The organism is Terriglobus sp. TAA 43, assembly GCF_000800015.1.
Lineage (GTDB): Bacteria > Acidobacteriota > Terriglobia > Terriglobales > Acidobacteriaceae > Terriglobus.
This window is the reverse complement of sequence record NZ_JUGR01000001.1, coordinates 1,363,121-1,388,242: the sequence shown is the minus strand read 5'-3', so window position 1 is coordinate 1,388,242 and position 25,122 is coordinate 1,363,121. Positions and strand designations below refer to the sequence as shown.

The following is a 25,122-nucleotide window of genomic DNA, read 5'->3' as shown; positions in this document are numbered from 1 at the left end:
CTGAGTTCTCTCCGACAGAAGCTTTGAGTGAAAGTATATGCAACATGTACAGCGAAGGAACTTACACCTCGAAGGTGGAGAGCGCCTCGCGTTGGCGATGGTAACGAGTCATAAAGAGTGCGAAGCCCAGTGTCACGATGTAGCCCACAAGCGGTACGAGGTAGCTAAGCGCGGTGGAATGCAGATGTTCCGCGATCAGTCCCATGATGGGCGGCATCACGGCGCCGCCAACAATCATCATCACCAGTAGTGACGCAGCAACATTCGTATTGGGGCCAAGGTCTTTCAACCCAAGGCTGAAGATAGTAGGGAACATCAACGACATGAAGAAGCTGGTAGCCAGCACGGCAGACAACCCTGCCCAACCCGGAACGAAAATTGCCGTAATCAGAAGTGCGATGTTGCATCCTGCATAGATTGCCATTAATCGGCTTGGGAGAATGCTGCGCATCAGGTACGACGACAGAACGCGTCCTAAAGCGAAGGCGATCAAAGTTCCTGTCAACATCCATCCCGCAGTGCGTTCGGCAGCATGAACATAGTCATGCGCGTATTGGATGACGTAGCTCCACGATCCAACCTGCGCACCCACATACATGAACTGTGCCAGCAGCGAGAAGAGGAAGTGTTTCTCGCGCAGCAGTTCAGAAGGTTTCCCAGCTACTTCTGCGGTGTGTTCTCGCTGAGTAATGAACGCAGGAAATTTTGTAACAGCGATCAACCCTGCCCACACAAGCGCAAGTATGCCGAGCACCACATAAGGCGCGGCAATGCGCAGCGTTTCTTTGTGTAGATACTCCGCGTAAGTCCCCGCAGCCTGCATAGCGGCGCGTTGCTGCGGTGTGAGTTCTACACCGGAGAAGATGAACAGATTGCCTGCGACCACGCCAAGGATGGAGCCAAGTGAATTGCACGTCTGCGCAATGTTCAAACGGCGCTCTGATGTTACTGTCGGTCCCAACTGCACCATGAATGGATTGGCCGCGGTTTCAAGAAACGAAAGCCCCATGGCAATCACAAACAACGCAGCAAGGAAGTAGCTGTATTGCCCGGAATTTGCAGCGAAAGGAAAGCTCAAGCAGCCAGCAGCAAACAGGCAAAGGCCTGTCAGAAAGCCAGCCTTGTAACCCTTGCGGCGCATAAGGATGCCAGCGGGCAGCGCAAGCAGGAAGTAACCCAGATAGAACGCAAACTGCACCAGACCCGCCTGAAACCGGTTCAGTTCAAAGCTCTTCATGAACTGGCGGATCAGTACATCGTTCAGGTTGTTGGGAATGCCCCATAGCAAAAAGACAAACGCGACCAGCAGAAACGTACGGAATACGCCTGCGGGCAGAAGCGGTGCGCCGCTGGGGTCGTCCTGTCGTGATTCGGGAAGCTGAGTTGCAAACGCCATGGTTTCTCCCTGAAGTGATCAACTGTTACCGGTGCAGCTGTGCGACGCTGTTTTCAAGACCGTAAGTTGTAAACGCGCATAGCGGTTCCGCCCAGGATCATGTCGCGTTCCTGCTGGCTCAAGGGCGCAGTCCAATCTTCTACGGTCTTCCACCAATTGGAATAGGTGCAGCCAACGGTAAGCACAGGCCAGTCTGTGCCGGTCATCAGCCGGTTCGGGCTGAATGCTTTCAGCGCAGTTTCAAAATAGGGATGCAGTTCGACGGACGACCAGCGATTCCAGTCCGTTTCCGTGACCATGCCTGAGAGCTTGCACGTAACGTTATCGCGTCGCGCAAGTTCGCGAAAACCCTCTGCCCACGCGGTGAAACCATGATTGCGGATATCGGGTTTGGCAATGTGATCCAGCACAAACGACTGCGCGGGATGGCGATCGACAAAGCGGATGGCTTCTTCCAGTTGGCGCGCATAGATGAGGATGTCGTACACCAGCCCCGTGTCCCGCAACTGCGCTATACCCTGGTTGAACGCGTCCCCATCCAGAAAACCAGGCTGTTCCCCCTGCACAATGTGTCGCAGACCGCACAGACGGTTGGAGTCCCGAACGGTCTCCAAAACAGCAGAGAAGCGTGTACTCGCAATCGGAAGCCATCCTACAACGCCACGAACTGGCGAATCATCCTTCTCTGCAATTCCCAGCAGCCATTCTGTCTCTTCCAAAGTCTGCCGAGCCTGCACGGCCACGGTGCCATCCACACCCGCATCGGCGAGTTCTCGCCGCAGATCCTCCAGCAGAAAATCGCGGCGCAGCGAAGACATGTCATCGCCAATCCAACCGTATTCCTCTGGCGTGTAGTGCCAAAGGTGGTGGTGACTATCAATTCGCTGCGAGTAGGCGGTTTCCGTCATGCGGAGGATGAGGATAGCAATTCGTCGTAACGATTGTCCCGCAGGCCAACCGAATGGTAGACATTGAGACGTATAAGAAAGACGAGGTACCGATGCAGCGCTTTTGCCTGACGTTGAAGATGCGGCCCGATCCTGTGTTGATGGAAGAGTATGTGCAGCGCCATGCCGCTGTGTGGCCGGAGATTCTGGAGTCAATCCGCGCCGCTGGCGTGACCGGTATGCAGATCTTTCGCGACGGCTACCGCATGGTGATGATCATGGAAACCACGGACGATTTCACCATGGAGCGCAAGGCGGAGATGGACCGTTCCAGCCCCGTGGTCATGCGATGGGAAGCGGAGATGGCCAAGTATCAGCAGAGCGATCCCAGCGCCGACGCCAGCGCGAAATGGCTCCCCATGGAAAAGATTTTCGATCTGCAAACAAGCTAGGGCCGTGCCGGAACGGCTAATTCTGGCGCTGTCGCTACACTGGGTAATAGCCTATGCTCTCCGCTCTTCGCACTCTTGTTGCAGCCTCCGCCGTTGTTCTGGCCACCGCAAATGTTGCCGCACAGGCCAAGCATCCGGCATACGGTTCGGCCCGTCCGATGCCGAACCTCATCGTGGATACCGGTGGTGCGCCGAACGATGCGCACGCTATGAAGCAGCATTACGTGGTGTTGGTGTCGCTGGACGGTTTCCGTTACGACTACCCAAAGCTGCACGGTGCGCCACATCTGGATGATTTAGTGAAGGTGGGAGCGACCGCTCCTGATGGCATGTTGCCGTCCTATCCTTCGCTGACGTTTCCCAATCACTGGACGCTCGTGACGGGATTGCTGCCGGAACATCACGGCATTGTGCGCAACAGCTTTTACGATCCAGCGCGGGACGAAACCTACCAGTACAAGGACCCGAAGACCAGCGGCGACGGAAGCTGGTACGGTGGTGTGCCGTTGTGGTCGCTAGCTCGTCAGCAGGGCATGCGCGCGGCAACGTTTATGTGGCCTGGGTCAGAAGCTGAAGTCGCTGGCTATCGTCCCAACAACTACGCAAAGTTTGAAGATCAGCTGGACGGCCATGTTGGCATCGAACAGGTTATTGCGTGGTTGAAATTGCCCGCAGAGCGACGGCCTCACCTGATCACGTTTTATATGCCCACTGCTGATCACGCAGGCCACTGGTATGGCCCGAACTCCGTGCAGGAACATGAAGCAGTTCATATTGTGGACTCGCTGATGGGCGAGCTGGGTGCTCGTTTGAACGCGACAGGATTGCCGGTGGATCTGATCATCGTGTCGGACCATGGCATGATTCTGAACGACAACAACTGGATTCAGTGGGATCAGTATGTCGATCTGAAAGATACGAAGGTCGTGGAGTGGTCCTTCTATCCGAAGACAGAAGCAGAAGCGCAGTCGCTGTACGAGCAGTTCCGCGCGCATCCCGATCCGCGCTTCACGGTTTACCGTCGTAAGGACGTACCCGCTTATCTGCACATGAACAAGAACCCGCGGAATGGCGATCCCGTAGTGGTTCCCAATGGGCCGTACATCGCGCATCCCCACGTGACAAGCCCGCGTGAAGACCTGGGCGACCACGGCTACGATGTAACTCGCATGCCGGAAATGAAGGCATTTTTCCTGGCCACGGGACCCGACATTCGCAAAGGCGTAAAGCTGCCCTCTTTCAGCAATCTGGACGTGTATGACTTCGTAGCGAAGCTGTTGGACCTGAAGCCTGCTCCCAACGACGGGACCTTGAAGCCGCTGTTGCCTGCATTGAAAAAGTAGTGACCAGCGACGTATCTCGCTTGAAATAAAAATGCCCGGCGATTCGCCGGGCATTTTCTTGTTCAGAGAGAGTTACTTGGCTTCCGTCTCGTCCAGCACGGTCCAGCCTTCAGCCTTCTTCATGACCTTTTCGCGACCACCGGAGGGCACAGTGCCAACGCCGGAGTGAAGCTCGCTGATCTCCATGTGGTTTGCCTTCATGGACGCGTGGCAGGCCACGAAACTGACGTCCTTATCGAGCGAGCCGGTGACAATGCTCTGTCCCTGCATGTCCTTGTTCACCAGCTTCAGGCCGTCACCGGTAGCCAGAATCTCCACCACGGCAGTGCCTTTGGGCGCTGTGGACATGATGCTGTTGGCCTTATCCAGCGACGCCTGCCACACCTTGGGATCGTTCGAGTGGACATGGATCAGAACCTTCTGCGTGGGCGGAACGGGCGGAGCAGCCGGTGCGGCTGCCTGCTGCGCGAAAACAGCCGCAGGCATAAGAATGATCGAAGCGGTAAGTGCGGCGATACGTTTCATGCAACGAGTCCCTTCGTGGTGGATGTTTCTGCAAGCATATCGAATCCTGAACATTTATGAGGAATATCGACGCTTTTGAGCGGTAGAATCGGGCGCATGAATCCGCATCGCGTATGCTCCCTCATTCCGGTTGTTGCTGCATTTCTCCTACCGGCAGCTATCAGCGTGGCTCAGACGCCCTCGGAACAGGCTGTTCTGGCTCCTATCCAGGCGATGTTTGACGGCATGGCGAAGCGGGATGCCGCGGCGATCGCGGCTCCCACGCTGCCCGGTGGAACGATGGTTCTGATGCGCGATGGCAAAGCCGCGCAGATGACTTTTAGCGACTTTGCAGCCCGCGTCGGCAAACCCGGCACCACGAAGATTGAGGAGCGCATACACGATCCGCTGATTCGCATCGACAACGATCTTGCGGTCGTCTGGGCACCGTTCGATTTTCTCGTCGATGGCAAGGTCGATCATTGCGGCACCGATCTCTTCAACATGGTGCGTGTCGACGGCACGTGGAAGATCGCCAGCGTTGCCGATACCGGCACGAAGATCTGTGGAGGAAAGTGACCCATGTCCGAGACAACCGAATCTCTTCGCCGGGCCTACGCGGCGTTTAATCGACGTGACGTGGATAGCGTTCTGGAGTTCATGACGCCTGACGTCCGCTGGCCTAAGTCCTCGGAAGGCGGCACTGCCGTGGGCAAAGACGAGATTCGTGCCTACTGGAAGCGACAGTGGCAAGACTTCGATCCCACCGTGGAGCCACTTGAGATGAACGAACAGGAAGATGGCACTGTTCATGTCCGGGTGCACCAGATCGTCAGAAACACGCAGGGTGATCTTCTATCGGATAGTGAATTTGTACACGTCGTCACGATACGTGATGGACGGATTGCTGCCCTGGGCCTGGGGCACAAAGACGGAGTGCCCACCGCGCCATCCGCCGCGTTCGCACATGACCCTGAAGGCAAATGAAAAGGGGCGTCCCGAGGGACGCCCTTTCCAGTCTTGAGTTAAGTTGATTAGTACTTTGGCAGGCTCGGATCGATGCGATCGGCCCATGCCAGAATGCCACCTGCAACGTTCTTCACGTTGGTGAAGCCCGCGTTCTTCAGAATCAACGAAGCTCTCTGCGAACGTGCACCGCTCTTGCAGTGAATGAGGACTTCCTTGTCCTTGTACGCGGCCAGCTCGCCCACGCGTGCTTCAAGTTCACCCACCGGGATCATAGGTGCGCCAATGGAGACGATCTGCGCTTCATGCGGTTCACGCACGTCCAGAATGAACGCCTTGCCTTCTTCGCGCTTCGCCTTCAACTCTTCCACGCTGATCTGCGGAATGCCGTCCTTGTCTTCCAGGCCGGTCACCACGCCATGCGATGCCACTTCCAGCGGACCAACCTCTGCCGGTGCTGCAACACCGCAGAACTGGTTGTAATCAATCAGCTCTTTGATCTCGTGCGTTCCGCAAGCGGGGCAGTTGGGGTTCTTGCGCAGCTTCAGCGTGCGGAAGGTCATGCCCAGCGAATCCACCAGCAGCAGGCGACCAATGAGCGGCTCGCCAATGCCAAGGATCAGCTTGATCACTTCCGTAGCCTGAATCACGCCAACAAGACCCGGCAGGATGCCAAGTACGCCACCTTCTGCGCACGAGGGAACCAGTCCCGGCGGCGGCGGTTCGGGGTACAGGCAGCGATAGCAGGGGCCTTCTTCCGTGGCGAAGACAGATGCCTGTCCCTCAAAGCGGAAGATGGAGCCATACGCATTGGGCTTGCCCGTCAGAACGCAGGCATCGTTTACCAGATAACGCGTCTGGAAGTTGTCCGTGCCGTCGGCAATGACGTCGTAATCCTTAAAGATCTCCAGAGCATTCGCAGAGGTCAACATCGTGTTGTGCTTCACAACATTGATGTTCTTGTTCAAACCCTTTAGCATCTGTTCGGCGCTGTCTACCTTCAGCTGACCGACGGTGGACTGCGAGTGGATGATCTGGCGCTGGAGATTGCTCTCGTCGACTACGTCGAAATCAACGAGGCCGATGGTGCCCACGCCCGCCGCTGCAAGATACAGAGCCAGTGGCGCGCCAAGGCCGCCCGTGCCTACGCACAGTACCTTCGCGGCCTTCAGTTTGCGCTGGCCGTCCATGCCCACTTCCGGCAGGATCAGGTGGCGCGAGTAACGCGCAATCTCTTCGTTGGTCAGCGTCGGCAATTCTTCTGCAATCGCTTCTTCCGCAATAGCGGGTGCGCCGCCAGCGATGGACGGAATGATGGAGATTTCGTCGCCAGCATTCAACGCCGTCTCATCCTTGCCCGGCAGATCGCGGATGTCGTCGTCGTTCACATAAACGTTCACGAAGGAGCGCAGCTTGCCTTCGGCGGTGAACAGGTGGCCCTTAATAGCGGGATGCGCTTCAGTCAGCGCGGCAAGAGCTTCTTTGACATTGGCTGCGGTTACGTCAACGGTGGACTTGTTGTCCGTAAATCCACGCAGCGGTGTTGGAATCAGAATCGTCATAACTTCCTTTGGATTACGGCTGCATGCTGTTGGATGCAGCGGGGTGTTCCGGGTGAAGTGAACTAGCCGACGACGACTTCTTCGTCCTCAAACTGCTTGTCCTCTTCGCTGGTGCCGCGCAGAAGGAATGCATTCGTCACCTCGGCCTTGCCCTGCGCTACGGCCGTGATGACGTAGCTACATCCGAACCAGTGGGCTTCGGCAAAGTCCGTAACGGACCACTGCGCCGGATGGTCGGGGTGCGAGTGATAGAAGCCGACGATATCCAGTCCCTTCTTCCGCCCCTCACGCTGCGCCTTGATAAGTTCCTGCGGTGCAATGTGATAGCGGTTGTGGGCGGAGTCAGTGCGCGTATTGCCCGCACGCATAATCTCGACCACCTGGTTCACCTCGCCCGCATGGCCCAGAAGAATGCCGCAACATTCGTGCGGATAGGTTTCTTCGCCATGTGCGCGCAGTGCTTCGTAGTCGGATTGGCTCAGCTTCAACATCTATATCTCTCTTTTGATCGTACAACGTGCGCGGAGGATGCAGGATTCTGCGCTACGCAAAACCGCCGCGGCGTGGTTTGCCGCGGCGGATCAGGTTTCAATCAAATTACGATTGCGCAATTCCGGTGAGCGATTCTTGCGAGAGAGCCCGCCCACGGCCCATGCGGTTCTTGTAGCTGGCCTTCACGAATTCGCGGAACAGCGGATGCGGCTCCAGCGGCTTCGATTTGAATTCCGGATGGAACTGGCAGGCTACAAAGTACGGGTGCGTGGGGATTTCCACGATCTCAACGTAAGTAGCGTCTGGCGTCGTTCCGGTCAGCCGCAGACCCGCTCCGGTAAGGATGGGCTCGTACTCGCGATTGAACTCGTAACGATGGCGGTGACGCTCGCTGATCTCCGTGGTGCCGTACGCCTGTGAAGCCTTCGAATCCGGCTCCATCACGCACGTCCACGCGCCCAGGCGCATGGTGCCGCCCATCTCTTCCACGCCAGTCAACTCGCGCAGCTTGTAGATGATGCGGTGCGGTGTCGCAGGATCAAACTCGGAGGAGTTTGCGTCCTTCAGCCCAGCCACATTGCGTGCGTACTCAATGCAAGCCGTCTGCATGCCAAGGCAGATGCCGAAGTACGGCGTCTCGCTCTCACGCGCATAACGAATGGCGTTCAACATGCCTTCGATACCGCGCTTGCCGAATCCACCGGGAACCAGAATGCCGTCGAACGTATCAAGCTGCTGTTCGTAGCTCTTATCGTCGGTCTCCAGCCCTTCGGCTTCGATCCAGGTCACCTTCAGCTTCAGGTTTGCATCCAGAGCGCCGTGAACCAGCGCTTCCTTCAGTGACTTGTAGCTGTCTTCGTACTCAACGTACTTGCCGACGATGCCAATGTGGACTTCGTCCTTAGGGTGGTAGGCCCTGTGAACCAGTTCGCGCCACTTCGTCATATCTGCTTCACCGGCGTCAATGCGCAGATAGCTCAGTACAAGCTGATCGACATGTTCTGCTTCAAATGCCAGCGGCAGCTCATAGATGCTGGCCACGTCGCGAGCGGCGATCACAGCACGCTCTTCCACGTTGCAGAAGGCAGCAATCTTTCCGCGCATTTCGCGGGGAAGGTTGCGCTCCGAACGGCACAGTAGAATGTCCGGCTGGATACCGATGGACAGCATCTCCTTCACAGAGTGCTGCGTCGGCTTGGTCTTTAGTTCTTGTGCAGCGGCAATCCACGGCACCAACGTCACATGGACGAAGAGCGTGTTGTCGCGGCCCAGGTCCTGACGCATCTGGCGGATGGCTTCCAGGAAGGGAAGCGATTCGATATCGCCAACCGTGCCGCCGATTTCGACGATGGTCACATCGCAGTCGGTGGCCACCTTGCGCATGGCGTTTTTGATTTCGTTGGTGACATGCGGAATCACCTGCACGGTCTTGCCCAGGTAGTCGCCGCGGCGCTCCTTGGTGATGACCTGTTCGTAGATGCGTCCGCTGGTCAGGTTGTTATCGCGAGAAAGTTTCGCGTGGGTAAAGCGCTCGTAATGACCCATGTCCAGGTCGGTTTCCGCGCCGTCGTCCGTCACAAAGACTTCGCCGTGCTGGAAGGGAGACATAGTACCCGGATCCACATTCAGATACGGATCAAACTTCATCAGGTTTACGCGTAGACCGCGCGCTTCCAGCAGGCACCCGATAGAAGCTGCTGCCAGCCCCTTGCCGAGTGATGACACAACGCCGCCGGTTACAAAGATGTATTTCGCAGACATCTCCGCCTCGTTCTTTTTGAATTGTCGTGATTGGCCGTGCGTGGGGTGCACGATCAAGTATAGCAAGATTTGGCGCTGGGGCGAATGAGTCGCGTCCTATCTAAAACGCATCTCTAACTTTCATGAGCGATCGTGTTGCGTTAGTCGTGGGTGCAAGCGGAATTGTGGGCCAGAACCTCGCTTCATTGTTGGTGGAACAGGGATGGCAGGTACTGGGATTGGCGCGCAATCCATTGCCACAGCCTGGTGTGATGCCGATCCCAGCTGACCTGCAACAATTTGACTCGCTCAAGGAGGCACTTGCGGGGCAGAAGCCGACGCACGTGTTTCTCTCCACATGGCTCCGTCAGCCCACAGAGGTGGAGAACATCCGTGTGAACGGAGGCATGGTGCGGAACTTGCTGGAGGCTGTGGCTCCGGCCGGAAGCGTGGAACACGTGGCGCTTGTAACGGGCCTGAAGCATTATCTCGGACCGTTCGAGAACTACGGCAAGGGCACGCTGCCGCAAACTCCGTTTCGTGAAGAGCAGGGCAGGCTCCCCGTAGAAAACTTCTACTACGCGCAGGAAGACGAGGTGTTTGCTGCTGCACAACGCGACGGCTTTACGTGGTCCGTGCATCGCCCTCACACCATCATTGGCTATGCGCTGGGCAATGCCATGAATATGGGTGTGACGCTGGCGGTCTATGCGTCCCTGTGCAAGGAAGCGGGCACGCCGATGATCTTTCCCGGATCTTCTGCACAATGGCACGGGTTGAGCGATATGACCGACGCTCGCATCCTGGCGAAGCATTTACTGTGGGCTGCGACGACGGATGCTGCGAAGAATCAGGACTTCAACATTGTGAATGGGGATGTATTCCGTTGGAGTTGGATGTGGGAACGGTTGGCCAGCTTTTTCGGTGTGGAAGCCGCGCCGTTCACAGGCCAGGGTATTCCGCTGGAAGAACAGCTTGCGAACTCTGCTCCGCGTTGGAAAGCCATTGCAGAGAAGTATGGTCTGCAAGAATCCGATATAACCCGGCTTGTCTCGGCATGGCATACCGATGCTGACCTGGGGAGACCGATTGAAGTGGTGGCCGACATGAGTAAGAGTCGCCGCCTTGGTTTCCTCGACTTTCAGCCCACAGACGATAGCTTCTTCGATCTATTTACGCGCCTGCGTGAAGACCACATCATTCCCTAACACTTCTTTCAGCAGATCGCCGGTGTTAGGCGGCATGCGGATGTGGATTGAAGGGCGATAGCTCGGAAGCTCCTCGTGAGACGGGCCCACCTTCTTCTGTGTGCCAAGCGACAGGTGTAATGTCCACGAAGCGATGTGTGCCGCCTGTGCTGTCATCCTCATCGCGATCGTGCCAGGCAACGGTGGCGGTGCCAGTGATTTGAAGAATCGTGCCAGTACGCAGATTGGGGATCGCAATCCCGATCCTGGGATCGATCAGAAGATTGCCAAGGCTGTTGAACAGCGAATTTCCCGTGTAGTCCGGTATGCGGATGCGGCCATCGGGCAGCAGTTGAACAAAGCCGGGATCACCTCCACGATGGGAGACGTCCAGGCCGCGTTCAGGATGAGTCGTCGCGAGAAAGAGCACGTCTGTTTCGCTTAGCAATTGCAGGTGTTCGGCAAGAAGCCGCGAGCCTTCGTGTTCGTCCCTCTCGCCGTCCGTTTCGGAAGGTAGAGCTGTGCGACGCGTGATGTATTTTGGGCAATTGAAGAACGCTTCCTGAACGCTGACGTGGAGACCTGCGGGCAGAGCCGTGGCAGTTCCGTTAATGCGCATGCGCTGGCGGCTGATCAGATCGATAGCAAGCAGACCGATGTTGCCGCCGCTTTTCAGATTGGCAAGGACAGTTTGTGGCATGGTGCGTTCGACCCAGAGATGGGTCCCGCTCGCATCCGGCTGCAGAAATCCGGGCTTACCAGGAACAACCGTCGCCCACAGGTGGCCAGCACCGTCTATCGTTGCGATCGCAAGGAACGTTTGCTCTCTCAACCACGCGAAAACCTGTCGTGGAATTGTCGATCTCACCATTCCTTCGCGAGCGTCCGCGATGTCCTGCTCGCCCGCCAGTCGTTGGGCCTCGCGCTCGCCGGAATGGTATTGGCTGTGCACTGCTGATTAGATTCAGTCCCGACTACACCGGATGCGAGCCCTGTCCACCGATAGGAATACACCCATTCCAGTGGTCATAAAGTGAAATTTCGTCGATATACCTATTTCCAAAATAGGTATACGCGGTATAGACTCCGGCACATGGGAAAGAGTCCTCAACATCGTGACCTCTTCGCTGGTGCGTTGGAGCTGATGGTCCTGCATTCGCTGCGCATCAGGCCGATGCATGGCTACGCTCTGGTCAAACACATTCAGCAGGTTTCTGACGATCTTCTGCAGATTGAAGAAGGTTCGCTGTACCCCGCGCTGCAACGGATGCTGCGCGAAGGCTGGCTGGAAGCGGAAGAGGGAGTTTCCGCAAAGGGACGTCCCACGCGCATTTACCAACTGACAAAGTCCGGTATGAAACGGCTGGAGCAGGAGAAGTCCAGCTTCGAAAAGATGTTTGCAGGAATTACCCGCGTGCTTGCGGTGGTAAAGGCTTAGGAGTTCACCATGGGATGGCTCAGTCAGCTCTTTTCGCGTCGTCGCCGTTATAACGATCTTTCTGTTTCCGTGCAGGAGCACCTGGAAGAGAAGATTGACGAACTAATGGAAGAAGGCGTGTCGCGCAAAGATGCGGAACACGCCGCGCGCAGGCAATTTGGCAACGTGTTGTTGACGGAACAGCGTGGCCGCGAAGCGTGGCAATGGCAGAGCGTTGAGTTGTTCTTCGCGGATATTCGTTATGCTGCACGACAGCTTTGGAAGTCACGCGGCATTACGGTCGTTGCCGTTCTGATGCTTGCGCTCGGCATCGGGGCTGCCACTGCAGTATTCAGCGTGGCCTACGGCGTGTTGGTCAATCCATTTCCGTATCGCGATGTGAAAGAACTGGCGACACCAAGACTGTGTTCCCCTGAAGACTCGCGTTGTTTCTGGGACGACTACACTCCCTCAGAGTTTCTTGAGATTCAGCAGAAGACCAACATCTTTCAGGGCGTGACTGCCTCCACTGTAGGTAACGTAACGCTGACAGGCGACGGCGAAGCCCAGCAGATCCGTGGCAACTACATCACGGCGAATACGTTTGATGTGCTGGGCGTGCAGCCCATGTTGGGGCGCTCTCCGAACGATGCAGATGTTTCTGCGAACCATGAAGAAGTGGCGGTTCTGAGCAACCGCTACTGGCTCTCTCACTTTGGCGGCAGCCAGTCGGTGGTGGGAAAAGTCATCACGGTGGACGGCCATGCTCGCACAGTCGTCGGCGTCATGCCGCCGCGTTTTTTATGGCGTGGTGCCGACGTTTATCTTCCCGTGGCGATTACGCCTGTGCAGGAGATTCAAGGGCATTCGCGACTCACGCTGGTAGGGCGTGTTCGCCCCGGCGTCACCGATGTGCAGGCTGCAGGCGAACTGCAACCTCTCTTCAATGATTTCGTAAAGCAAGACCCGCATCGTCATCCAAAGAATCTCCGCATCGGTGGCCTGATGCCTTTTGCCGAGATGTTTCAGTCGGGTCTTGCTGGAACCCTGTATCTGTTACTCGGAGCCGTTCTTGTTCTTCTCCTGATCGCATGCGTAAACGTATCGAGCCTGCTGCTGGCTCGCGCTGTACGCCGCGAACATGAGTTTGTACTTCGAGCAGCCATCGGCGCTTCACGCTTACGCTTGTTCCGCCAGGTCATCGTGGAATCGCTTCTCCTGATGGCGATCTCTGTTCCTATGGCGATCCTTTTCGCCTATGGCGGACTCAACGCCATGTTGCATCTGGTACCCGAAGGCACCATCCCAGATGAAGCATTGATCGCGCTGAATGTGCCAGTGCTGCTTGTTTCCATCGGTATGGCTGTGTTTTCCGTGCTGGTGTTCGGCGTTTCACCCGCATGGCACAGCGCGAATCCACGACTGGCTGCTGCGCTGACCAGCGTTCGCTCCACGGGGAGCCATGCGCATCGGCGTTTGCTGAATGGTTTTGTTGTAGCCGAGATTGCGCTTTCGCTTGCGTTGATGACAGTCGCCGGTCTGATGATGCGATCGATGATCTCCGTGGAGAAAGTACCGGTTCTCTTCCAGCCGGAACATACGCTGATGATGCGTGTACCGCTGTCTCCACAACGCTATCCCAAGGATGAAGACAAGATTCGCTTCTTCAGCGAGATGCAGAAACAGATACAGAATGTGCCCGGTGTGAAGGCCGTCACGTTGGATGCAGAGTTGCCATTTCTATGGGGCTATGGAAGCCGTATTCAGCTCGGTAGCAGGCCATTTCAGCGGAACGATTACAGCAATCTCCACATGGTCACTCCCGAGTACCTCGCAATGTCTGGTCTACGCATGATGGAAGGTCACTTCATTGACGAACGCGAGATCTCAGTGCACGCGCACGATGCCGTGGTGACACAGGATTTTGTTACGCACTACTTTCCGGCGGGGAATGCTGTTGGTCAGACATTCAAGATGGTCGATGCTTCTCGCGCAGACAAGGAACTTACAGAGAACACATTCACGATTGTGGGCATCATCCAAAACCTGCCCATACATCCTGGCTATCGCCAAAACTTCCCGCACATGTTTATTCCGTATACGGTTGCGCCAGTGATGGATACGTTGGTGATTGCAACGAACCTGCCTGCGGAAAGCCTTCTGCAACCCGTGCGTAAGGTGGTAGCCGCCATGGACAAGGATCAACCCGTAACGGATGCTATGGCGTTACGTCAGTTGTTGGAGCGCTACGGCTACGCTGGGCCGCGCTTCGCCTTAATGTTATTTGGAACCTTCGCGGCGTCGGCTCTGCTGCTTTGCCTCATCGGTATCTATGGTGTGTTCTCGTTCGCCACTTCGCGCAGAACGCAGGAGATTGGCGTTCGCATGGCGCTGGGAGCAGATCGCGGCGACGTGATCTGGATGGTGCTGCGTCAGGCCTGCGGTCTGGCCGCACTTGGCATCGCCGTGGGGCTGCCGTTGGCCTTTGTTGCAGCGGGCTTCGCAAAGAGCCAGTTGTTCCAGACTTCGCAGTATGACCCGGTCACGTTTGCGCTAGTTATGTGTACGCTGCCATTGCTTGCAGTGGTGGGAACGTGGCTACCTGCGCGTCGTGCTGCCGCCGTAGATCCGATGGTCGCCCTGCGTACGGAATAGATAGATCTACAGCACGCGCGACAGGATGAAGGCGAACATCGCCGCAGCACCCGCTACCGTAAGCGCCAGCATACCGGTGATGTAGCGTGCTGCGGTGCGTTCGCGGTTCTTTCCCGGAGGCGTAATGCCTACGGTAAGAATGAAGCCTTCGCTGAGCTGTTTCGTGATGTCTGCCATGGTGTGTTCACCTCGCTGTATCCGGTATAGCGGCGGGGCGGCACGGCAATATGCAAATCTTGCGGTGAACTGCATCCTCTGCTGCGGTTAGAGCATAGTAGAAGCATGGCTGCATCTGCCACAGAACGAGTGATCGTGGTTCGCAACAGCAGGGAAGAACCCCTGCTGGCAGGACGACCTCGTCTCACTTCGTCTGATTCGCCGTGGAAGGGCATTGTGCTGGAGCGCCACACGGTTGGTTCCGTTGAAGTTCCGGAACACGATCACGGCAGCCTGTGCATGCACCTGCAATTGCGCGGCGATGTCGAGATGGAATGGTGGTCCGAAGGCCGCAATGCTATAGAGCAGCCACGCGCCGGTTCGATGATCCTGTTGCCCGAGGGCACAAGAGATCGTCTGCGATGGGAAGGTACGTCGGAACGATTGATCGTCTCCGTAACTCCTGCGGTCATGAGGAGAGCCGCAGAAGAAGCTGGCCTTAAGACTTCGCCTCATGTCGCTATGCAATGGCATCTCCATGATGAAGGTCTGCGCGCGCTATTGGCGGAGATGGGCCGTGAAGCAGAGGCGGGCTGGCCTGCCGGATCACTCTACGGAGAACTGCTCGGCATGTCGCTGGCTCACACACTACTTCGTCGTCATGCCGCATTGCCTGTCGCACTGAAAGACGCGCGCGGAGGTATTCCTCTGGCGCGGTTGCGTCGAGTCTTGGAGTTCATTGAGGCGCACCTGCACACGGATGTGCGGTTGGAACAACTTGCCGCTGAGGCAGAACTAAGTCCGTTTCACTTTGCACGACTGTTTCGTGAAACTACCGGCATCACACCACACCAATACGTGCTGGAACGCCGCATCGAACGTGCGAAATTGCTGCTGCGGTTAAAGCAGATGCCCATCGTTGACATTGCGCAGCAGAGCGGGTTCTCTTCCGCAACCAACTTCATCCGAAGTTTCCGGTCGCGTGTTGGCATCACTCCCGGCGAATGGTTACGCGCCTAAGCAATGACCGCCTAGAGTTATTGCTGTCGGGAACCCAGAATAAGAATGTCCACCAGGCGATGGGCGCTGCTCTTCCAGTTCGGGGCAGAGGCCACATTCGAAACACCGACAAGTGCGCGGAGTAGATCCATCGGGTCCAGGTCCGGTCGGATGTCCCCAGACTCAACAGCGCGTCGCACCAGCGATTCAATTGCACCAGTCAATATGGCGCCGCTATCGGCATAAATGCGCGATGGCCCTCCCACAATGTTGTTCAGCGCAGGCGCAATGATCTGCTTTGTAGCAATGTAGTCCACAAACAGGCGCATCCACGCGCGAAGCGCTTCCACCGGCGAGTGCGATTTGGCCAGCGTTTGTTCAGCGTCCGATAGCTTTTGCAACTCGCTGCGGTAAACGGCTTCAAGAAGGTCGTCGCGCGTCGGAAAGTGCCGGTAAAGCGTTCCCGGGCCCACTTCGGCCTGCTTCGCAATCTCGTCCAGGCTTACGTTCACGCTGTCGGCCGTGAAGGCATCGCGAGCGACAGCGAGAATGCGTTCACGGTTCCGGCTGGCGTCGGCGCGCGGTTTGCGGGGAGCGGGTTGCGATTCTTTCTTGGGCACGAGTTTCTTTTGAATCGGAGAGTGTCTCCGCTTCGTCTATTCCTTTGAACCGGAGAGATTCTCCGGTTACGGGTGGATACCCGCACTTCATTGTTGCATCACGCCGTTTCGCACGGCAGGGGATTAGAAAATGAGCGTATTTGGAGCGAAAAGCACGACAGAAGAGGTGCTGGCCGGCGTCAATCTGAAGGGTCAGCGAATCCTGGTAACGGGCGTGTCTGCCGGCCTGGGCGTAGAGACCGCGCGTGCGCTGGTGGCCCACGGAGCCGACGTGGTGGGTGCTGCGCGTGACCTGAAGAAGGCGGAAGGCGCGACCGCAAAGGTTCGCGAGGCCGCTGCTGCAAGTGGCGCTCGATTCGAATTGATCGAACTTGATCTTGCTGACCTGGCGAGCGTCCGTGCCTGCGCCGACGCATTGCTGGCACGTGGCGAATCGTTCGATGTGGTGATCGCGAATGCAGGTGTGATGGCGACGCCGCAGTGGCGCACCAAGGATGGTTTCGATATGCAGTTCGGAACCAACCATCTCGGCCATTTTGTACTGGTAAACCGCATCGCTCCGGTGATCAAGGATGGCGGACGTTTCGTAAGTCTCGCTTCTTCCGGCCATCGCTTCTCGGATGTCGATCTGGAAGACCCGAACTTCGATCACACGGAGTACGCGCCCTTCGCGGCATACGGACGTTCAAAGACGGCGAACATCCTCTTCGCAGTCGAGTTTGATCGTCGTCACAAGCATCGCGGCGTGCGCGCCACTGCTGTGCATCCCGGTGGAATCTATACGGAGTTGGCTCGTCACATGGGCGATGGTGGACTTAAGCAGCTTCTCGATTCGGTCAACCAGGCTTTGGCTGATCAGGGCCAGCCTCCGTTCGAATTCAAGACGGTGCCGCAGGGCTCGGCTACTTCGGTATGGGCAGGCGTGGTTGCTTCCGGAGAAGAGGTCGGAGGCAAGTACTGCGAGAACTGCCACGTGAGTCGCGAGGTCGATGACGACGTAGTCATCACTCCCGTCAGCGAGGGTGTTCGCCACTATGCGCTGAACCCCGAGCGCGCAAAGGCGTTGTGGGCGAAGAGCGAAGAGATGGTCGGCGAGAGTTTCTAGTCTTTCACTTCACCAATAGAAAAAGGCCGCGGATAGCGGCCCTTTCTATTTCCTGTTTCGCGATTCGTTTACTTCGCGGCAGCTTCCAGTTCTTTCCACTCAGCATCGCTCAGTTCCACATCCTGCGACTTCACATTCTGTTCAAGATGTTCGATCGAGGTTGTTCCCGGAATAGGCAGAATCACCGGGCTGCGATGCAGCAACCACGCCAGTGAAAGCTGCGACACGGTAGCGTTATGCTTCTTCGCTGCCTTATCCAGAGGGCCGCCTTCCTGTGCCAGCTTGCCGGATGCGACAGGGAACCACGGAATGAAAGCGATGTTGTTCTTCTCGCAATAATTCAGCGTGTCTTCGCTCTTGCGTTCGGCAATGTTGTACTCGTTCTGAACGGAGACAATGGTTGCGACTTTGCGCGCCTGATCAATCTCGTTCGGCTTCACTTCCGACAGGCCAATGTGTTTGATCTTGCCTTGCTTCTGCAACTCCACAATGGGAGCCAGCGAATCCTCTACGGGGACCTTCGGATCAATGCGGTGAAGTTGCCATAGATCGATCACGTCGGTCTTCAGGCGCCGCAGACTCATCAGCGCTTCCTGCTCCAGATACTCCGGGCGTCCCAACGGCAGCCACTTGTTCGGACCCGTGCGAGCGAGGCCAGCCTTCGTGGCAATAATTAAACCCTTCTTATACGGCGCGAGTGCTTCGCCAATCAGATCTTCGCTCACATACGGGCCGTAACTGTCGGCGGTGTCAATGAAGTTGACACCCAGTTCCACGGCTTTCTTCAGCACCTTGATGGCGCCGTCGTGATCCTTGGGAGGCCCCCAGATGCCGTCGCCGGTGATTCGCATTGCGCCATAACCAAGGCGATTGATTTCAAGATCGCCACCGAGGAGGAATGTCTTCTGGATGCTCATGCGCATTTGGATGGCGCTTCTCAGCAAGAGGGTGCAGCGTTGCGCGTCGTGGCATTTGATTTTTTACAAAGCAGAAATCAAAACCCACTCGCACATGTCGCAGCGAGTGGGTTCGTTCGATGTTGCGAAGGTATTTAGAAACGCGGACGCGCGCCGCGGCTACCGGTCTTCTGTCCTGGCTGTTTCAACCGGGCAGCTTCGGGAAGCTTATGCTTACGTTCCACTTTCTTACCTGCGGCAGCGCGACCCAGCGCCTGCACTTCGCCCTGCGTCAGTTCGCGGAATTCACCGGTAGGAATATCCAACACCAGCGCGCCGTAACCAATACGACGAATTTTCTCTACGTGGTGGCCAATCTCTTCAAACATTTTGCGAAGCTGACGATTGCGGCCTTCGGTCAGCGTTACTTCGTACCAGGGATTTTCGCCACCGCGCGCCAGCTCCACCTTTGCAGGCGCTGTCAGAACACGGTCACGACGATTGCCTCGCGTTTCTGCGAGACGGCCGCGATCAATCATCACGCCGCTACGAAGCTGTTCCAGAGCCTCTCCCGTGGGGCGTCCCGCGACCTTCACCAGGTAGGTCTTTTCTACGGAATTGGCAGCTTTTGAGAGCGAGTTGGCGAGGTCGCCATCGTTGGTCATCAAGAGCAAGCCTTCCGAGTTGTAATCCAGACGGCCTACCGGGTACAGACGCGTGTCCAGCTTCTTGCCGGAAAGTCGTGCGGACTCCTTCAGCAGATCCACCACGGTATCGCGGCGTTCCGGATCGCTCATCGTGGTTACATAACCGCGCGGCTTGTTCACCATGAAATAGCGGTGTTCCTGCGGTCCCTGCAGTAGCTTGCCGTCAACGCGGATGTGGTCTTTGGCGGCATCGGCGCGAGTGCCCAGTTCGGTGACAATCTCACCATTCACATGGACGCGGCCTTCCAGGATCAGTTCTTCGGCTTTGCGACGCGAGGCGATGCCGGCGTCGGCGAGGATCTTTTGCAGCCGAGTCCCTACCGGTTCTTCTTTTGCGGGAACGGTGGACTTCTTGGCGGGTCTGGCTGCCTTCACGGCGGTCTTACGTACGTTGTTCATCACGTTCTATTATCGCCCGTTTTTCTGACAGTTTCGTGTCTCCCGTCACAGTCTTATGGTCACTGCGGGCGTAAGTTGAGTCGTAAGGAGGGAAATGGGCATGGCAAAGACGATGAAAGCGGCAGTGGTGCGGCAGTTCGGTAGTCCGCTCAGCGTGGAAGAGGTTCCCGTACCGGAGGTGGGTGCAGGGCAGGCGCTGTTGAAGGTCATGTCTACCGGCGTTTGCCATACAGATCTGCACGCCGCGCACGGCGACTGGCTTGTGAAGCCAGCGGTGCCCTTCATCCCCGGCCATGAGGGCGCAGGATATGTCGCTGCTGTAGGCGCAGATGTGAAAGGCCTTCGCGAAGGCGACCGCGTCGGCATCCCCTGGTTGCACAGTGCGTGCGGTGTTTGTGAATACTGCCTCAAAGGGTGGGAGACGCTCTGCCCGTACCAGAAGAACAGTGGCTACTCCGTCAACGGCAGCTTCGCGGAGTACGTCCTGGTGAATCCGAATTTTGTGGCCCACCTCCCGCCAAAGATCGGCTTTTCGCCCATCGCGCCCATCCTCTGTGCAGGCGTCACGGTCTACAAGGGATTGAAGGAGTCAGAGGTGAAACCCGGCCAGTGGGTCGCCATCTCCGGCATTGGCGGCCTCGGACATCTGGCGGTGCAGTATGCCAAGGCGATGGGCATGCATGTGGTTGCCGTGGATGTGGCGCAGGACAAACTCGACCTCGCGAGGAAGCTGGGAGCAGAGATTGTCGTGGATGCCAATGAACCCGAAGTTGCGGGCAAGGTGATTGCTGCAACCGGTGGAGGTGTTCACGGCGCACTAGTCACAGCGGTTTCGCCTGCCGCGTTCAGCCTCGGCGTAAACCTCCTGCGCCGCATGGGAACCATGTCTTTGGTGGGGCTACCGCCGGGCGAATTCCCCGTTTCCATCTGCGACCTGGTGCTGCAGCGGAAGACACTGCGCGGTTCCATCGTCGGCACGCGCATGGACATGGCAGAATGCCTTGATTTTGCCGCGCAGGGACAGGTGAAATCCACTTACTCCACGGAGAAGCTCGAAGACATCAACAGCATCTTCGACCGCATGATTGCAGGCAAGATAGAAGGACGAATCGTCATGGAGATTGCGTCAGAATAAACCGGCGAATCAGGACGGCTGTGTTTCGCCGTCCTGATCCACTTCGGCAACTTCTTCTTCAGTGATCGTGACCGTTTCTTCCGTGGTGACTTCTTCTACTGAGGCATCGGCTTGTGCTTCGGACTCCTCCGGCACATCCGTATTCTCGGCTTCGTTGGAAGCAACTTCCGCTGGCTCTTCATTCTGAGGGGCAGAAGTTTCCTCTTCACCCGAGGTCGCTTCAGCGTGCTGCTCGTGCTGAGTCGCAGAAGCTTCTTCCTCACCGGCTACGTCTTCGGTGCCAGCTTCTTCATCGTTGGCTTCGCGTAACATCTCCGCATCGCCGCGTGCATTTGCTTCTTCGATGATCGCGTCGGGCGATTCCATCGGCAGGTCTTCCTGTTCAGCCAGTTCGCCCGCCATGCGCTCGAACTCTTCCATCGACGGCAGTTCGTTCACATCCTTCAGGCCAAAGCGCAGAAGGAAGTCACGCGTGGTCTTGTACAGCATCGGACGCCCGATGACCTGCTTACGACCTGCGGTGGCAATGAGCTTGCGCGTCATCAATCCACCCAGCACGCCAGCCGAATCCACACCACGAATCTCACTGATTTCCGCGGCCGTCACCGGCTGCTTGTACGCCACAACCGCAAGCGTCTCCAGCGCGGGAAGCGTCAGCTTGAGAGGCGGTTTCAGGCTCTTCACAAAGCCGCGCACGGCATCGTGATATTCCGGCTTGGTGCCCATGCGATAACCGCTGGCAACTTCGCGAATTTCGATACCGCGATCACTCTCGGCATATTCGCGGATCAGCGTATCCACCACCCAACGCACGTGCTCACGCACGGCTTTCTCGCGGTCGCGCTGAATGCGCTTGTCTTCTTCGGAGGAGACTTCAGCCGGCTCAGCCACTTCGGGAGCCTGCTCGTCGGTCGGAACGGCTTCTGCGGACACGTCAGATGCCTGCTCTTCAGAGGGGGCAACTTCTTCCGTCGATTGCTCAGACGAATGGGCAGGAGCTTCTTTCGGAGCGGCGTTTTCTTCGTTGGGTGCCGCCTCGCCCTCGGGCGCGGTTTCTACCTCTTCTGTTACCTCAACCGCCTCATCCGGCGTGACATCCTCAGCGACCTCGTCGGAGGATGCGGCCTCAGCATCGCCCTCGTCCAGGGGCAGACTGGCCTGGTTGGCGGCAAGTGAATCCAGTTCGTCCTGCGCCTCACCAGCCAACAGGCCAACAAGCTGAGCAAGGGTAACGGGCTCTTCCGAGGCGTAGATGACGGCTTCGATCTTCGACTTAAGACTCATTCGTTCTCAGGGCTTAAAGGGTTCGGCGACTGCGCACAGCGGCCTCAAAGCAGTGTACCTGTATTGGCGCATCCAAGGGGGAGGGGAGGACGACCCTTGGGCAGGTTAGACAGCATTCTGGCGGACATCACCACCCTGCGGGTGGACGCGATCGTAAATGCCGCAAATCAGCAGCTAAAGGGTGGTGGAGGCGTCGACGGAGCCATCCACCGAGCCGCCGGTGCACAGGAGCTGCTGGCTGCAACGGCAAAATTTGGCGGCTGCGCCACGGGAGACGCCGTTCCCACCCCCGGATTCCGCCTGCCTGCCAAGTGGATCTTCCATGCCGTCGGCCCTGTCTGGAGCGTGACGCGCGGTGGCACTGCCGCTGAAGACCGCGCCGACGCATTGCTTTCAAGCTGCTATCGCCGTTGTATGGAACTGGCCCGCGAACACGACGTCCGTTCCATCGCCTTTCCCGCCATCAGCACCGGCATCTACAGCTTTCCGCCAGACCGCGCCGCACGCATCGCCCTCGCGACGGTGAGCGAAGTGCTGGACGGCAGTGGTGTGGAGGAAGTCATCTTCTGCGCCTACAACGACGAGACGCATGCTCTGTACTGCAATCTCCTTCGCTGAACTTTGCTAGTCTTAGCCGCATGAATCGGCGTGAATTCCTTGCGGGATCGGCGGCTGTGCTCGCCACAGTGCGTCCGGCGTTCGCTCTGGCAGGCGATGCTCCGGTGTATCGAACCTCCAACGCACGCTGGCAGCGGACGTATGACAAGGCACTCACCGTGCTCGCAGGCAATGTCCGCGTTATGCCGCGCTATCCCGGTCCTGTGCTGATTGAAGGATCGTCTTATCTCGGCATCTGGATGGAGTGTGGCCCCCATGAATCGCTGCTCTATCGCAAGTTCCGGCCAGATGTTGCGCGCCATAGCCATCTGACCTTCTTCGCGCTTCAGGCAGCGGATGGCCAACTCCCAGCAAACAACAAGGCGAACGTTGACCAGCCAGGCTGGGCGCAGATACAGATGGTGGTTCCCATCGCGGCCACCGCGTGGGACGTCGCAAAGGCCACGGGCGATCAGGAGTTGCTGGAGAAGGCATACCTCTCCTGCTCGCGCTGGGATAGCTGGCTCATGAAGTATCGCAATACGCGCGGCACAGGATTGGTCGAGGGTTTCTGCACCTACGACACCGGCATGGACAACAGCCCACGCTGGCGGGGCATGCGCAACAACTGTCCTGACGGGAGCGCGCGCAACATGCCCGCCAATCCGTCGTTGCCAAGACTATGCCCGGATCTCTCCGCAACCGCCTACGGCGCGCGAATCGCGCTTGCGGCCATGGCGAAGGCTCTCGGTAAAAACGACGATGCAGCCCGGTGGGAAGAGCATGCCGCTTCGCTTCGCAACCTGATTCTCCAGAAGCTTTACGTCGCAGAAGACCACGCGTTTTACGATCTCGACGCCCAGAACAAATTCGTCAAAATCAACTGTGACATCCTTGCCCGCGTGTGCGGTGAGCATGTGCCGGATCAGGCGCTCTTCAACACCCTGTGGGAGAAGCAGATCCATCGCAAAGACGGCTTCTGGCCCGTGTACCCTTTGCCGTCGTCGGCCATGGACGAGCCAAGCTTCGTACGCCCCATCCCGCGCAACTCGTGGGGTGGAGCATCGCAATCGCTCACCGCTATGCGCGCCCCGCGATGGATGGATCACTACGGCCGCTCCGCGGAATTTGCGCAAATGATGGACGCATGGTGCGCGGCGCTGCAGCGAGACGGTACCTTCCGCCAGCAGATTGATCCCGTCAGCGGCGCTATCACGGAAGCGGAAGCGCCAAACTACTCGCCATCCTCGCTGGTCATGGTCACGTACACATGGCGACTGGCTGGGGTACATGAAGAGGGCGACGAACTCTGGTGGAACGTGCGCTGCAATCACCCCGCAGCCGAAGATGCCATGTTTATGGCGAAGTGCGACAACGGAAATCAGGTGGAACTTCGTTACGGTGCTGGTGCCGCAATGCTATCGATCGATGGAAGAACCATCGCCACAGTGACCAGTAACGGCGTTCGAGTGATCACGTCCGCAGACGGAAATCTTCGAGCGCTCGTCGGTATCGCGGAGCAGGGAAGTACCGTGGCCATGTCCGCACCGGGGCGCGCCAACGTTCATCTATCGCTACGTCCGAACGAACGGAAAGTGGTAACACCCAACCGCATGAGAGCCATGCAGCGTTAAAGTGTTACCTCCAGTCATCGCGCATACGTTCCTGATGTGCAAGGACTTCGTCGAAGTTGTCGGTCTTCTTGATCAGGATGTCGCCGAACTTGTCGCCCTGGCGCAGCATGATGGCTTGCAGTCGCACCAGTTCCAGCATCGCCAGGAACATGCAGATCAGCGCCTGTTGCGAGTGCGTGTTCTGCAGCAGGCGACGCAGGCTTGTCGGCTTGTCTTCCAGCATCAGGCGGCGCTTGGTGTACTCAATCATCTGTGCCACCGTGACCGTCTCTTCGTTCACGTTCAGCACAGGACGCTTGCGCAGTCGTTCCAGAATTTCCTGAAACACACGCGCCAGATCCGTGGTGTCTGCGGCAATCTCGCGTTCGGCGCTGGCCTGCTCTTTGAACTCGCGAATGCCGGGCTGCGTCCACGTCGCGTCTTCAATCTGCTGTTTCTGCATCAGCATCTGCGCAGCGCCCTTGAAGCGTTCGTGCTCCAGCAGACGTTCCACCAGCTCGCGCCGCGGATCTTCAATCTCGCCAGCCGCAATGCCGGATGCCTCGCGCGGCAGCAGCATTTTGCTCTTGATGTGGATCAGCAGGGCAGCGGTGTAGATGAAGTCGCCCGCGGAGTCTACATCCGTCTGCTTGATCTGTTCCGTGTACATCAGAAACTGCTCGGTGATTCTGGCAATTGGAATGTCGTAGATGTCGATGGACTGTTTGCGGATCAGGTCCAACAAAAGGTCCAGCGGACCTTCATAGACCTTACCCACGGTCAGCATAAAGGGCGACTGAGACACCTCTTCCTTCGAGGGCGCAGGCTCTTTCTTCTTGATCGGTTTCGGCGGCTCCGGTACAGGAGGCGATTGCAGAACCAGTGGCTCTGCAGCGGAGGAGGCCTGCTCTTCAGCCGCTACGGGCTGTTCCTGTTCCAGTTCTGCGGTCGTGTCGCTCACGACATCAGTATCTCCCACCCGGCTGCCTGGCACTGTTCCGGGCTGAGGA

At 57.5% G+C, this 25,122-nt stretch carries 25 protein-coding genes; 12 read left to right on the top strand and 13 right to left on the bottom strand.

All coding sequences use genetic code 11. From position 1 onward, the window contains the following. Positions 1-61 precede the first annotated feature (61 nt). Together fucP and M504_RS05810 are read right to left on the bottom strand one after the other, a co-directional pair. Entirely contained in the window at positions 62-1,396 is a 1,335-nt protein-coding gene (gene fucP / locus M504_RS05815) for an L-fucose:H+ symporter permease (protein ID WP_047488975.1), read from the bottom strand. Between the two features lie 53 nt (positions 1,397-1,449). Next, entirely contained in the window at positions 1,450-2,304 is an 855-nt protein-coding gene (locus M504_RS05810) for an amidohydrolase (protein WP_047488971.1), read from the bottom strand. Positions 2,305-2,357: 53 nt separating this feature from the next. Between M504_RS05810 and M504_RS05805 the strand changes: the two genes are divergently transcribed. Then, positions 2,358-2,735, top strand: a complete 378-nt coding sequence (locus M504_RS05805; protein ID WP_232296171.1) for an L-rhamnose mutarotase — start codon at positions 2,358-2,360, stop codon at positions 2,733-2,735. A gap of 53 nt (positions 2,736-2,788) precedes the next feature. Continuing rightward, positions 2,789-4,078, top strand: a complete 1,290-nt coding sequence (locus tag M504_RS05800) for an ectonucleotide pyrophosphatase/phosphodiesterase (RefSeq protein ID WP_047488968.1) — start codon at positions 2,789-2,791, stop codon at positions 4,076-4,078. 72 nt (positions 4,079-4,150) lie between these two features. Here the strand turns inward: M504_RS05800 and M504_RS05795 are convergent, their stop codons facing one another. Beyond that, on the bottom strand, positions 4,151-4,603 hold the full coding sequence (locus tag M504_RS05795) for a sulfur reduction protein DsrE (RefSeq protein WP_047488966.1): 453 nt from the start codon (positions 4,601-4,603) through the stop codon (positions 4,151-4,153). A 96-nt stretch (positions 4,604-4,699) separates the two neighbouring features. Here M504_RS05795 and M504_RS05790 point away from each other — a divergent pair, with 96 nt between their 5' ends. Next, on the top strand, positions 4,700-5,161 hold the full coding sequence (locus tag M504_RS05790; RefSeq protein ID WP_047488964.1) for a nuclear transport factor 2 family protein: 462 nt from the start codon (positions 4,700-4,702) through the stop codon (positions 5,159-5,161). Positions 5,162-5,164: 3 nt separating this feature from the next. Then, complete coding sequence (locus tag M504_RS05785) at positions 5,165-5,569, top strand: nuclear transport factor 2 family protein (RefSeq protein ID WP_047488962.1); 405 nt, start codon at positions 5,165-5,167, stop codon at positions 5,567-5,569. Positions 5,570-5,616: 47 nt separating this feature from the next. Here M504_RS05785 and moeB read toward each other — a convergent pair whose 3' ends face one another. From moeB to M504_RS05770, 3 genes are all read right to left on the bottom strand, one after another. Beyond that, positions 5,617-7,110 carry a molybdopterin-synthase adenylyltransferase MoeB gene (gene moeB / locus M504_RS05780; protein ID WP_047488959.1) on the bottom strand — a complete coding sequence of 498 codons (1,494 nt, stop codon included), beginning with the start codon at positions 7,108-7,110 and terminating at the stop codon, positions 5,617-5,619. 62 nt (positions 7,111-7,172) lie between these two features. Continuing rightward, entirely contained in the window at positions 7,173-7,601 is a 429-nt protein-coding gene (locus M504_RS05775) for a Mov34/MPN/PAD-1 family protein (protein WP_052200455.1), read from the bottom strand. Between the two features lie 106 nt (positions 7,602-7,707). Further along, positions 7,708-9,363 carry a CTP synthase gene (locus M504_RS05770; protein ID WP_047488956.1) on the bottom strand — a complete coding sequence of 552 codons (1,656 nt, stop codon included), beginning with the start codon at positions 9,361-9,363 and terminating at the stop codon, positions 7,708-7,710. 122 nt (positions 9,364-9,485) lie between these two features. Here M504_RS05770 and M504_RS05765 point away from each other — a divergent pair, with 122 nt between their 5' ends. Next, positions 9,486-10,550, top strand: coding sequence for an SDR family oxidoreductase (locus M504_RS05765; protein ID WP_047488955.1), 1,065 nt, complete (start codon positions 9,486-9,488; stop codon positions 10,548-10,550). Between the two features lie 25 nt (positions 10,551-10,575). On the opposite strand, the gene M504_RS05760 is transcribed toward M504_RS05765, so the two are convergent. Next, complete coding sequence (locus tag M504_RS05760) at positions 10,576-11,400, bottom strand: pyridoxamine 5'-phosphate oxidase family protein (protein ID WP_232296170.1); 825 nt, start codon at positions 11,398-11,400, stop codon at positions 10,576-10,578. 222 nt (positions 11,401-11,622) lie between these two features. On the opposite strand from M504_RS05760, the gene M504_RS05755 reads away from it, so the two are divergent. Next, entirely contained in the window at positions 11,623-11,967 is a 345-nt protein-coding gene (locus tag M504_RS05755) for a PadR family transcriptional regulator (RefSeq protein WP_047488951.1), read from the top strand. A 9-nt stretch (positions 11,968-11,976) separates the two neighbouring features. Continuing rightward, positions 11,977-14,601, top strand: coding sequence for an ABC transporter permease (locus tag M504_RS05750; RefSeq protein WP_047488948.1), 2,625 nt, complete (start codon positions 11,977-11,979; stop codon positions 14,599-14,601). Positions 14,602-14,607: 6 nt separating this feature from the next. On the opposite strand, the gene M504_RS22015 is transcribed toward M504_RS05750, so the two are convergent. After that, positions 14,608-14,778, bottom strand: a complete 171-nt coding sequence (locus M504_RS22015) for a hypothetical protein (RefSeq protein ID WP_156993576.1) — start codon at positions 14,776-14,778, stop codon at positions 14,608-14,610. 105 nt (positions 14,779-14,883) lie between these two features. On the opposite strand from M504_RS22015, the gene M504_RS05745 reads away from it, so the two are divergent. Further along, complete coding sequence (locus tag M504_RS05745; protein WP_047488945.1) at positions 14,884-15,777, top strand: AraC family transcriptional regulator; 894 nt, start codon at positions 14,884-14,886, stop codon at positions 15,775-15,777. A 17-nt stretch (positions 15,778-15,794) separates the two neighbouring features. On the opposite strand, the gene M504_RS05740 is transcribed toward M504_RS05745, so the two are convergent. Next, positions 15,795-16,376, bottom strand: coding sequence for a TetR/AcrR family transcriptional regulator (locus M504_RS05740; RefSeq protein ID WP_047488943.1), 582 nt, complete (start codon positions 16,374-16,376; stop codon positions 15,795-15,797). A 130-nt stretch (positions 16,377-16,506) separates the two neighbouring features. On the opposite strand from M504_RS05740, the gene M504_RS05735 reads away from it, so the two are divergent. Then, positions 16,507-17,481, top strand: a complete 975-nt coding sequence (locus M504_RS05735; RefSeq protein ID WP_047488940.1) for an SDR family NAD(P)-dependent oxidoreductase — start codon at positions 16,507-16,509, stop codon at positions 17,479-17,481. 68 nt (positions 17,482-17,549) lie between these two features. Here M504_RS05735 and M504_RS05730 read toward each other — a convergent pair whose 3' ends face one another. Then, a complete protein-coding gene (locus tag M504_RS05730; RefSeq protein ID WP_047493677.1) occupies positions 17,550-18,398 on the bottom strand; it encodes an aldo/keto reductase in 849 nt (282 codons plus the stop codon). Between the two features lie 134 nt (positions 18,399-18,532). Continuing rightward, complete coding sequence (locus tag M504_RS05725) at positions 18,533-19,483, bottom strand: pseudouridine synthase (protein WP_047488937.1); 951 nt, start codon at positions 19,481-19,483, stop codon at positions 18,533-18,535. Positions 19,484-19,583: 100 nt separating this feature from the next. On the opposite strand from M504_RS05725, the gene adhP reads away from it, so the two are divergent. Continuing rightward, positions 19,584-20,618: an alcohol dehydrogenase AdhP gene (gene adhP, locus M504_RS05720; protein ID WP_047493674.1), complete on the top strand. Its 1,035-nt coding sequence runs from the start codon at positions 19,584-19,586 to the stop codon at positions 20,616-20,618. A 9-nt stretch (positions 20,619-20,627) separates the two neighbouring features. Here the strand turns inward: adhP and scpB are convergent, their stop codons facing one another. After that, positions 20,628-21,902 (bottom strand): SMC-Scp complex subunit ScpB, encoded by a 1,275-nt coding sequence (scpB, locus tag M504_RS05715; RefSeq protein ID WP_052200453.1) that lies wholly within the window; start codon positions 21,900-21,902, stop codon positions 20,628-20,630. 96 nt (positions 21,903-21,998) lie between these two features. Between scpB and M504_RS05710 the strand changes: the two genes are divergently transcribed. Then, complete coding sequence (locus M504_RS05710) at positions 21,999-22,520, top strand: O-acetyl-ADP-ribose deacetylase (protein WP_047488935.1); 522 nt, start codon at positions 21,999-22,001, stop codon at positions 22,518-22,520. Between the two features lie 20 nt (positions 22,521-22,540). Continuing rightward, complete coding sequence (locus M504_RS05705) at positions 22,541-24,133, top strand: alpha-L-rhamnosidase (RefSeq protein WP_047488932.1); 1,593 nt, start codon at positions 22,541-22,543, stop codon at positions 24,131-24,133. A gap of 4 nt (positions 24,134-24,137) precedes the next feature. Here M504_RS05705 and M504_RS05700 read toward each other — a convergent pair whose 3' ends face one another. Then, positions 24,138-25,073 (bottom strand): ScpA family protein, encoded by a 936-nt coding sequence (locus M504_RS05700; RefSeq protein ID WP_047493668.1) that lies wholly within the window; start codon positions 25,071-25,073, stop codon positions 24,138-24,140. Between the last annotated feature and the right edge of the window lie 49 nt (positions 25,074-25,122).

Coding starts and splice junctions, on each gene's coding strand:
- fucP (WP_047488975.1), bottom strand. CDS start 1,396: ATGGCGTTTGCAACTCAGCTTCCCGAATCACGACAGGACGACCCCAGC.
- M504_RS05810 (WP_047488971.1), bottom strand. CDS start 2,304: ATGACGGAAACCGCCTACTCGCAGCGAATTGATAGTCACCACCACCTT.
- M504_RS05805 (WP_232296171.1), top strand. CDS start 2,358: ATGGTAGACATTGAGACGTATAAGAAAGACGAGGTACCGATGCAGCGC.
- M504_RS05800 (WP_047488968.1), top strand. CDS start 2,789: ATGCTCTCCGCTCTTCGCACTCTTGTTGCAGCCTCCGCCGTTGTTCTG.
- M504_RS05795 (WP_047488966.1), bottom strand. CDS start 4,603: ATGAAACGTATCGCCGCACTTACCGCTTCGATCATTCTTATGCCTGCG.
- M504_RS05790 (WP_047488964.1), top strand. CDS start 4,700: ATGAATCCGCATCGCGTATGCTCCCTCATTCCGGTTGTTGCTGCATTT.
- M504_RS05785 (WP_047488962.1), top strand. CDS start 5,165: ATGTCCGAGACAACCGAATCTCTTCGCCGGGCCTACGCGGCGTTTAAT.
- moeB (WP_047488959.1), bottom strand. CDS start 7,110: ATGACGATTCTGATTCCAACACCGCTGCGTGGATTTACGGACAACAAG.
- M504_RS05775 (WP_052200455.1), bottom strand. CDS start 7,601: ATGTTGAAGCTGAGCCAATCCGACTACGAAGCACTGCGCGCACATGGC.
- M504_RS05770 (WP_047488956.1), bottom strand. CDS start 9,363: ATGTCTGCGAAATACATCTTTGTAACCGGCGGCGTTGTGTCATCACTC.
- M504_RS05765 (WP_047488955.1), top strand. CDS start 9,486: ATGAGCGATCGTGTTGCGTTAGTCGTGGGTGCAAGCGGAATTGTGGGC.
- M504_RS05760 (WP_232296170.1), bottom strand. CDS start 11,400: ATGGTGAGATCGACAATTCCACGACAGGTTTTCGCGTGGTTGAGAGAG.
- M504_RS05755 (WP_047488951.1), top strand. CDS start 11,623: ATGGGAAAGAGTCCTCAACATCGTGACCTCTTCGCTGGTGCGTTGGAG.
- M504_RS05750 (WP_047488948.1), top strand. CDS start 11,977: ATGGGATGGCTCAGTCAGCTCTTTTCGCGTCGTCGCCGTTATAACGAT.
- M504_RS22015 (WP_156993576.1), bottom strand. CDS start 14,778: ATGGCAGACATCACGAAACAGCTCAGCGAAGGCTTCATTCTTACCGTA.
- M504_RS05745 (WP_047488945.1), top strand. CDS start 14,884: ATGGCTGCATCTGCCACAGAACGAGTGATCGTGGTTCGCAACAGCAGG.
- M504_RS05735 (WP_047488940.1), top strand. CDS start 16,507: ATGAGCGTATTTGGAGCGAAAAGCACGACAGAAGAGGTGCTGGCCGGC.
- M504_RS05730 (WP_047493677.1), bottom strand. CDS start 18,398: ATGAGCATCCAGAAGACATTCCTCCTCGGTGGCGATCTTGAAATCAAT.
- M504_RS05725 (WP_047488937.1), bottom strand. CDS start 19,483: ATGAACAACGTACGTAAGACCGCCGTGAAGGCAGCCAGACCCGCCAAG.
- adhP (WP_047493674.1), top strand. CDS start 19,584: ATGGCAAAGACGATGAAAGCGGCAGTGGTGCGGCAGTTCGGTAGTCCG.
- scpB (WP_052200453.1), bottom strand. CDS start 21,902: ATGAGTCTTAAGTCGAAGATCGAAGCCGTCATCTACGCCTCGGAAGAG.
- M504_RS05705 (WP_047488932.1), top strand. CDS start 22,541: ATGAATCGGCGTGAATTCCTTGCGGGATCGGCGGCTGTGCTCGCCACA.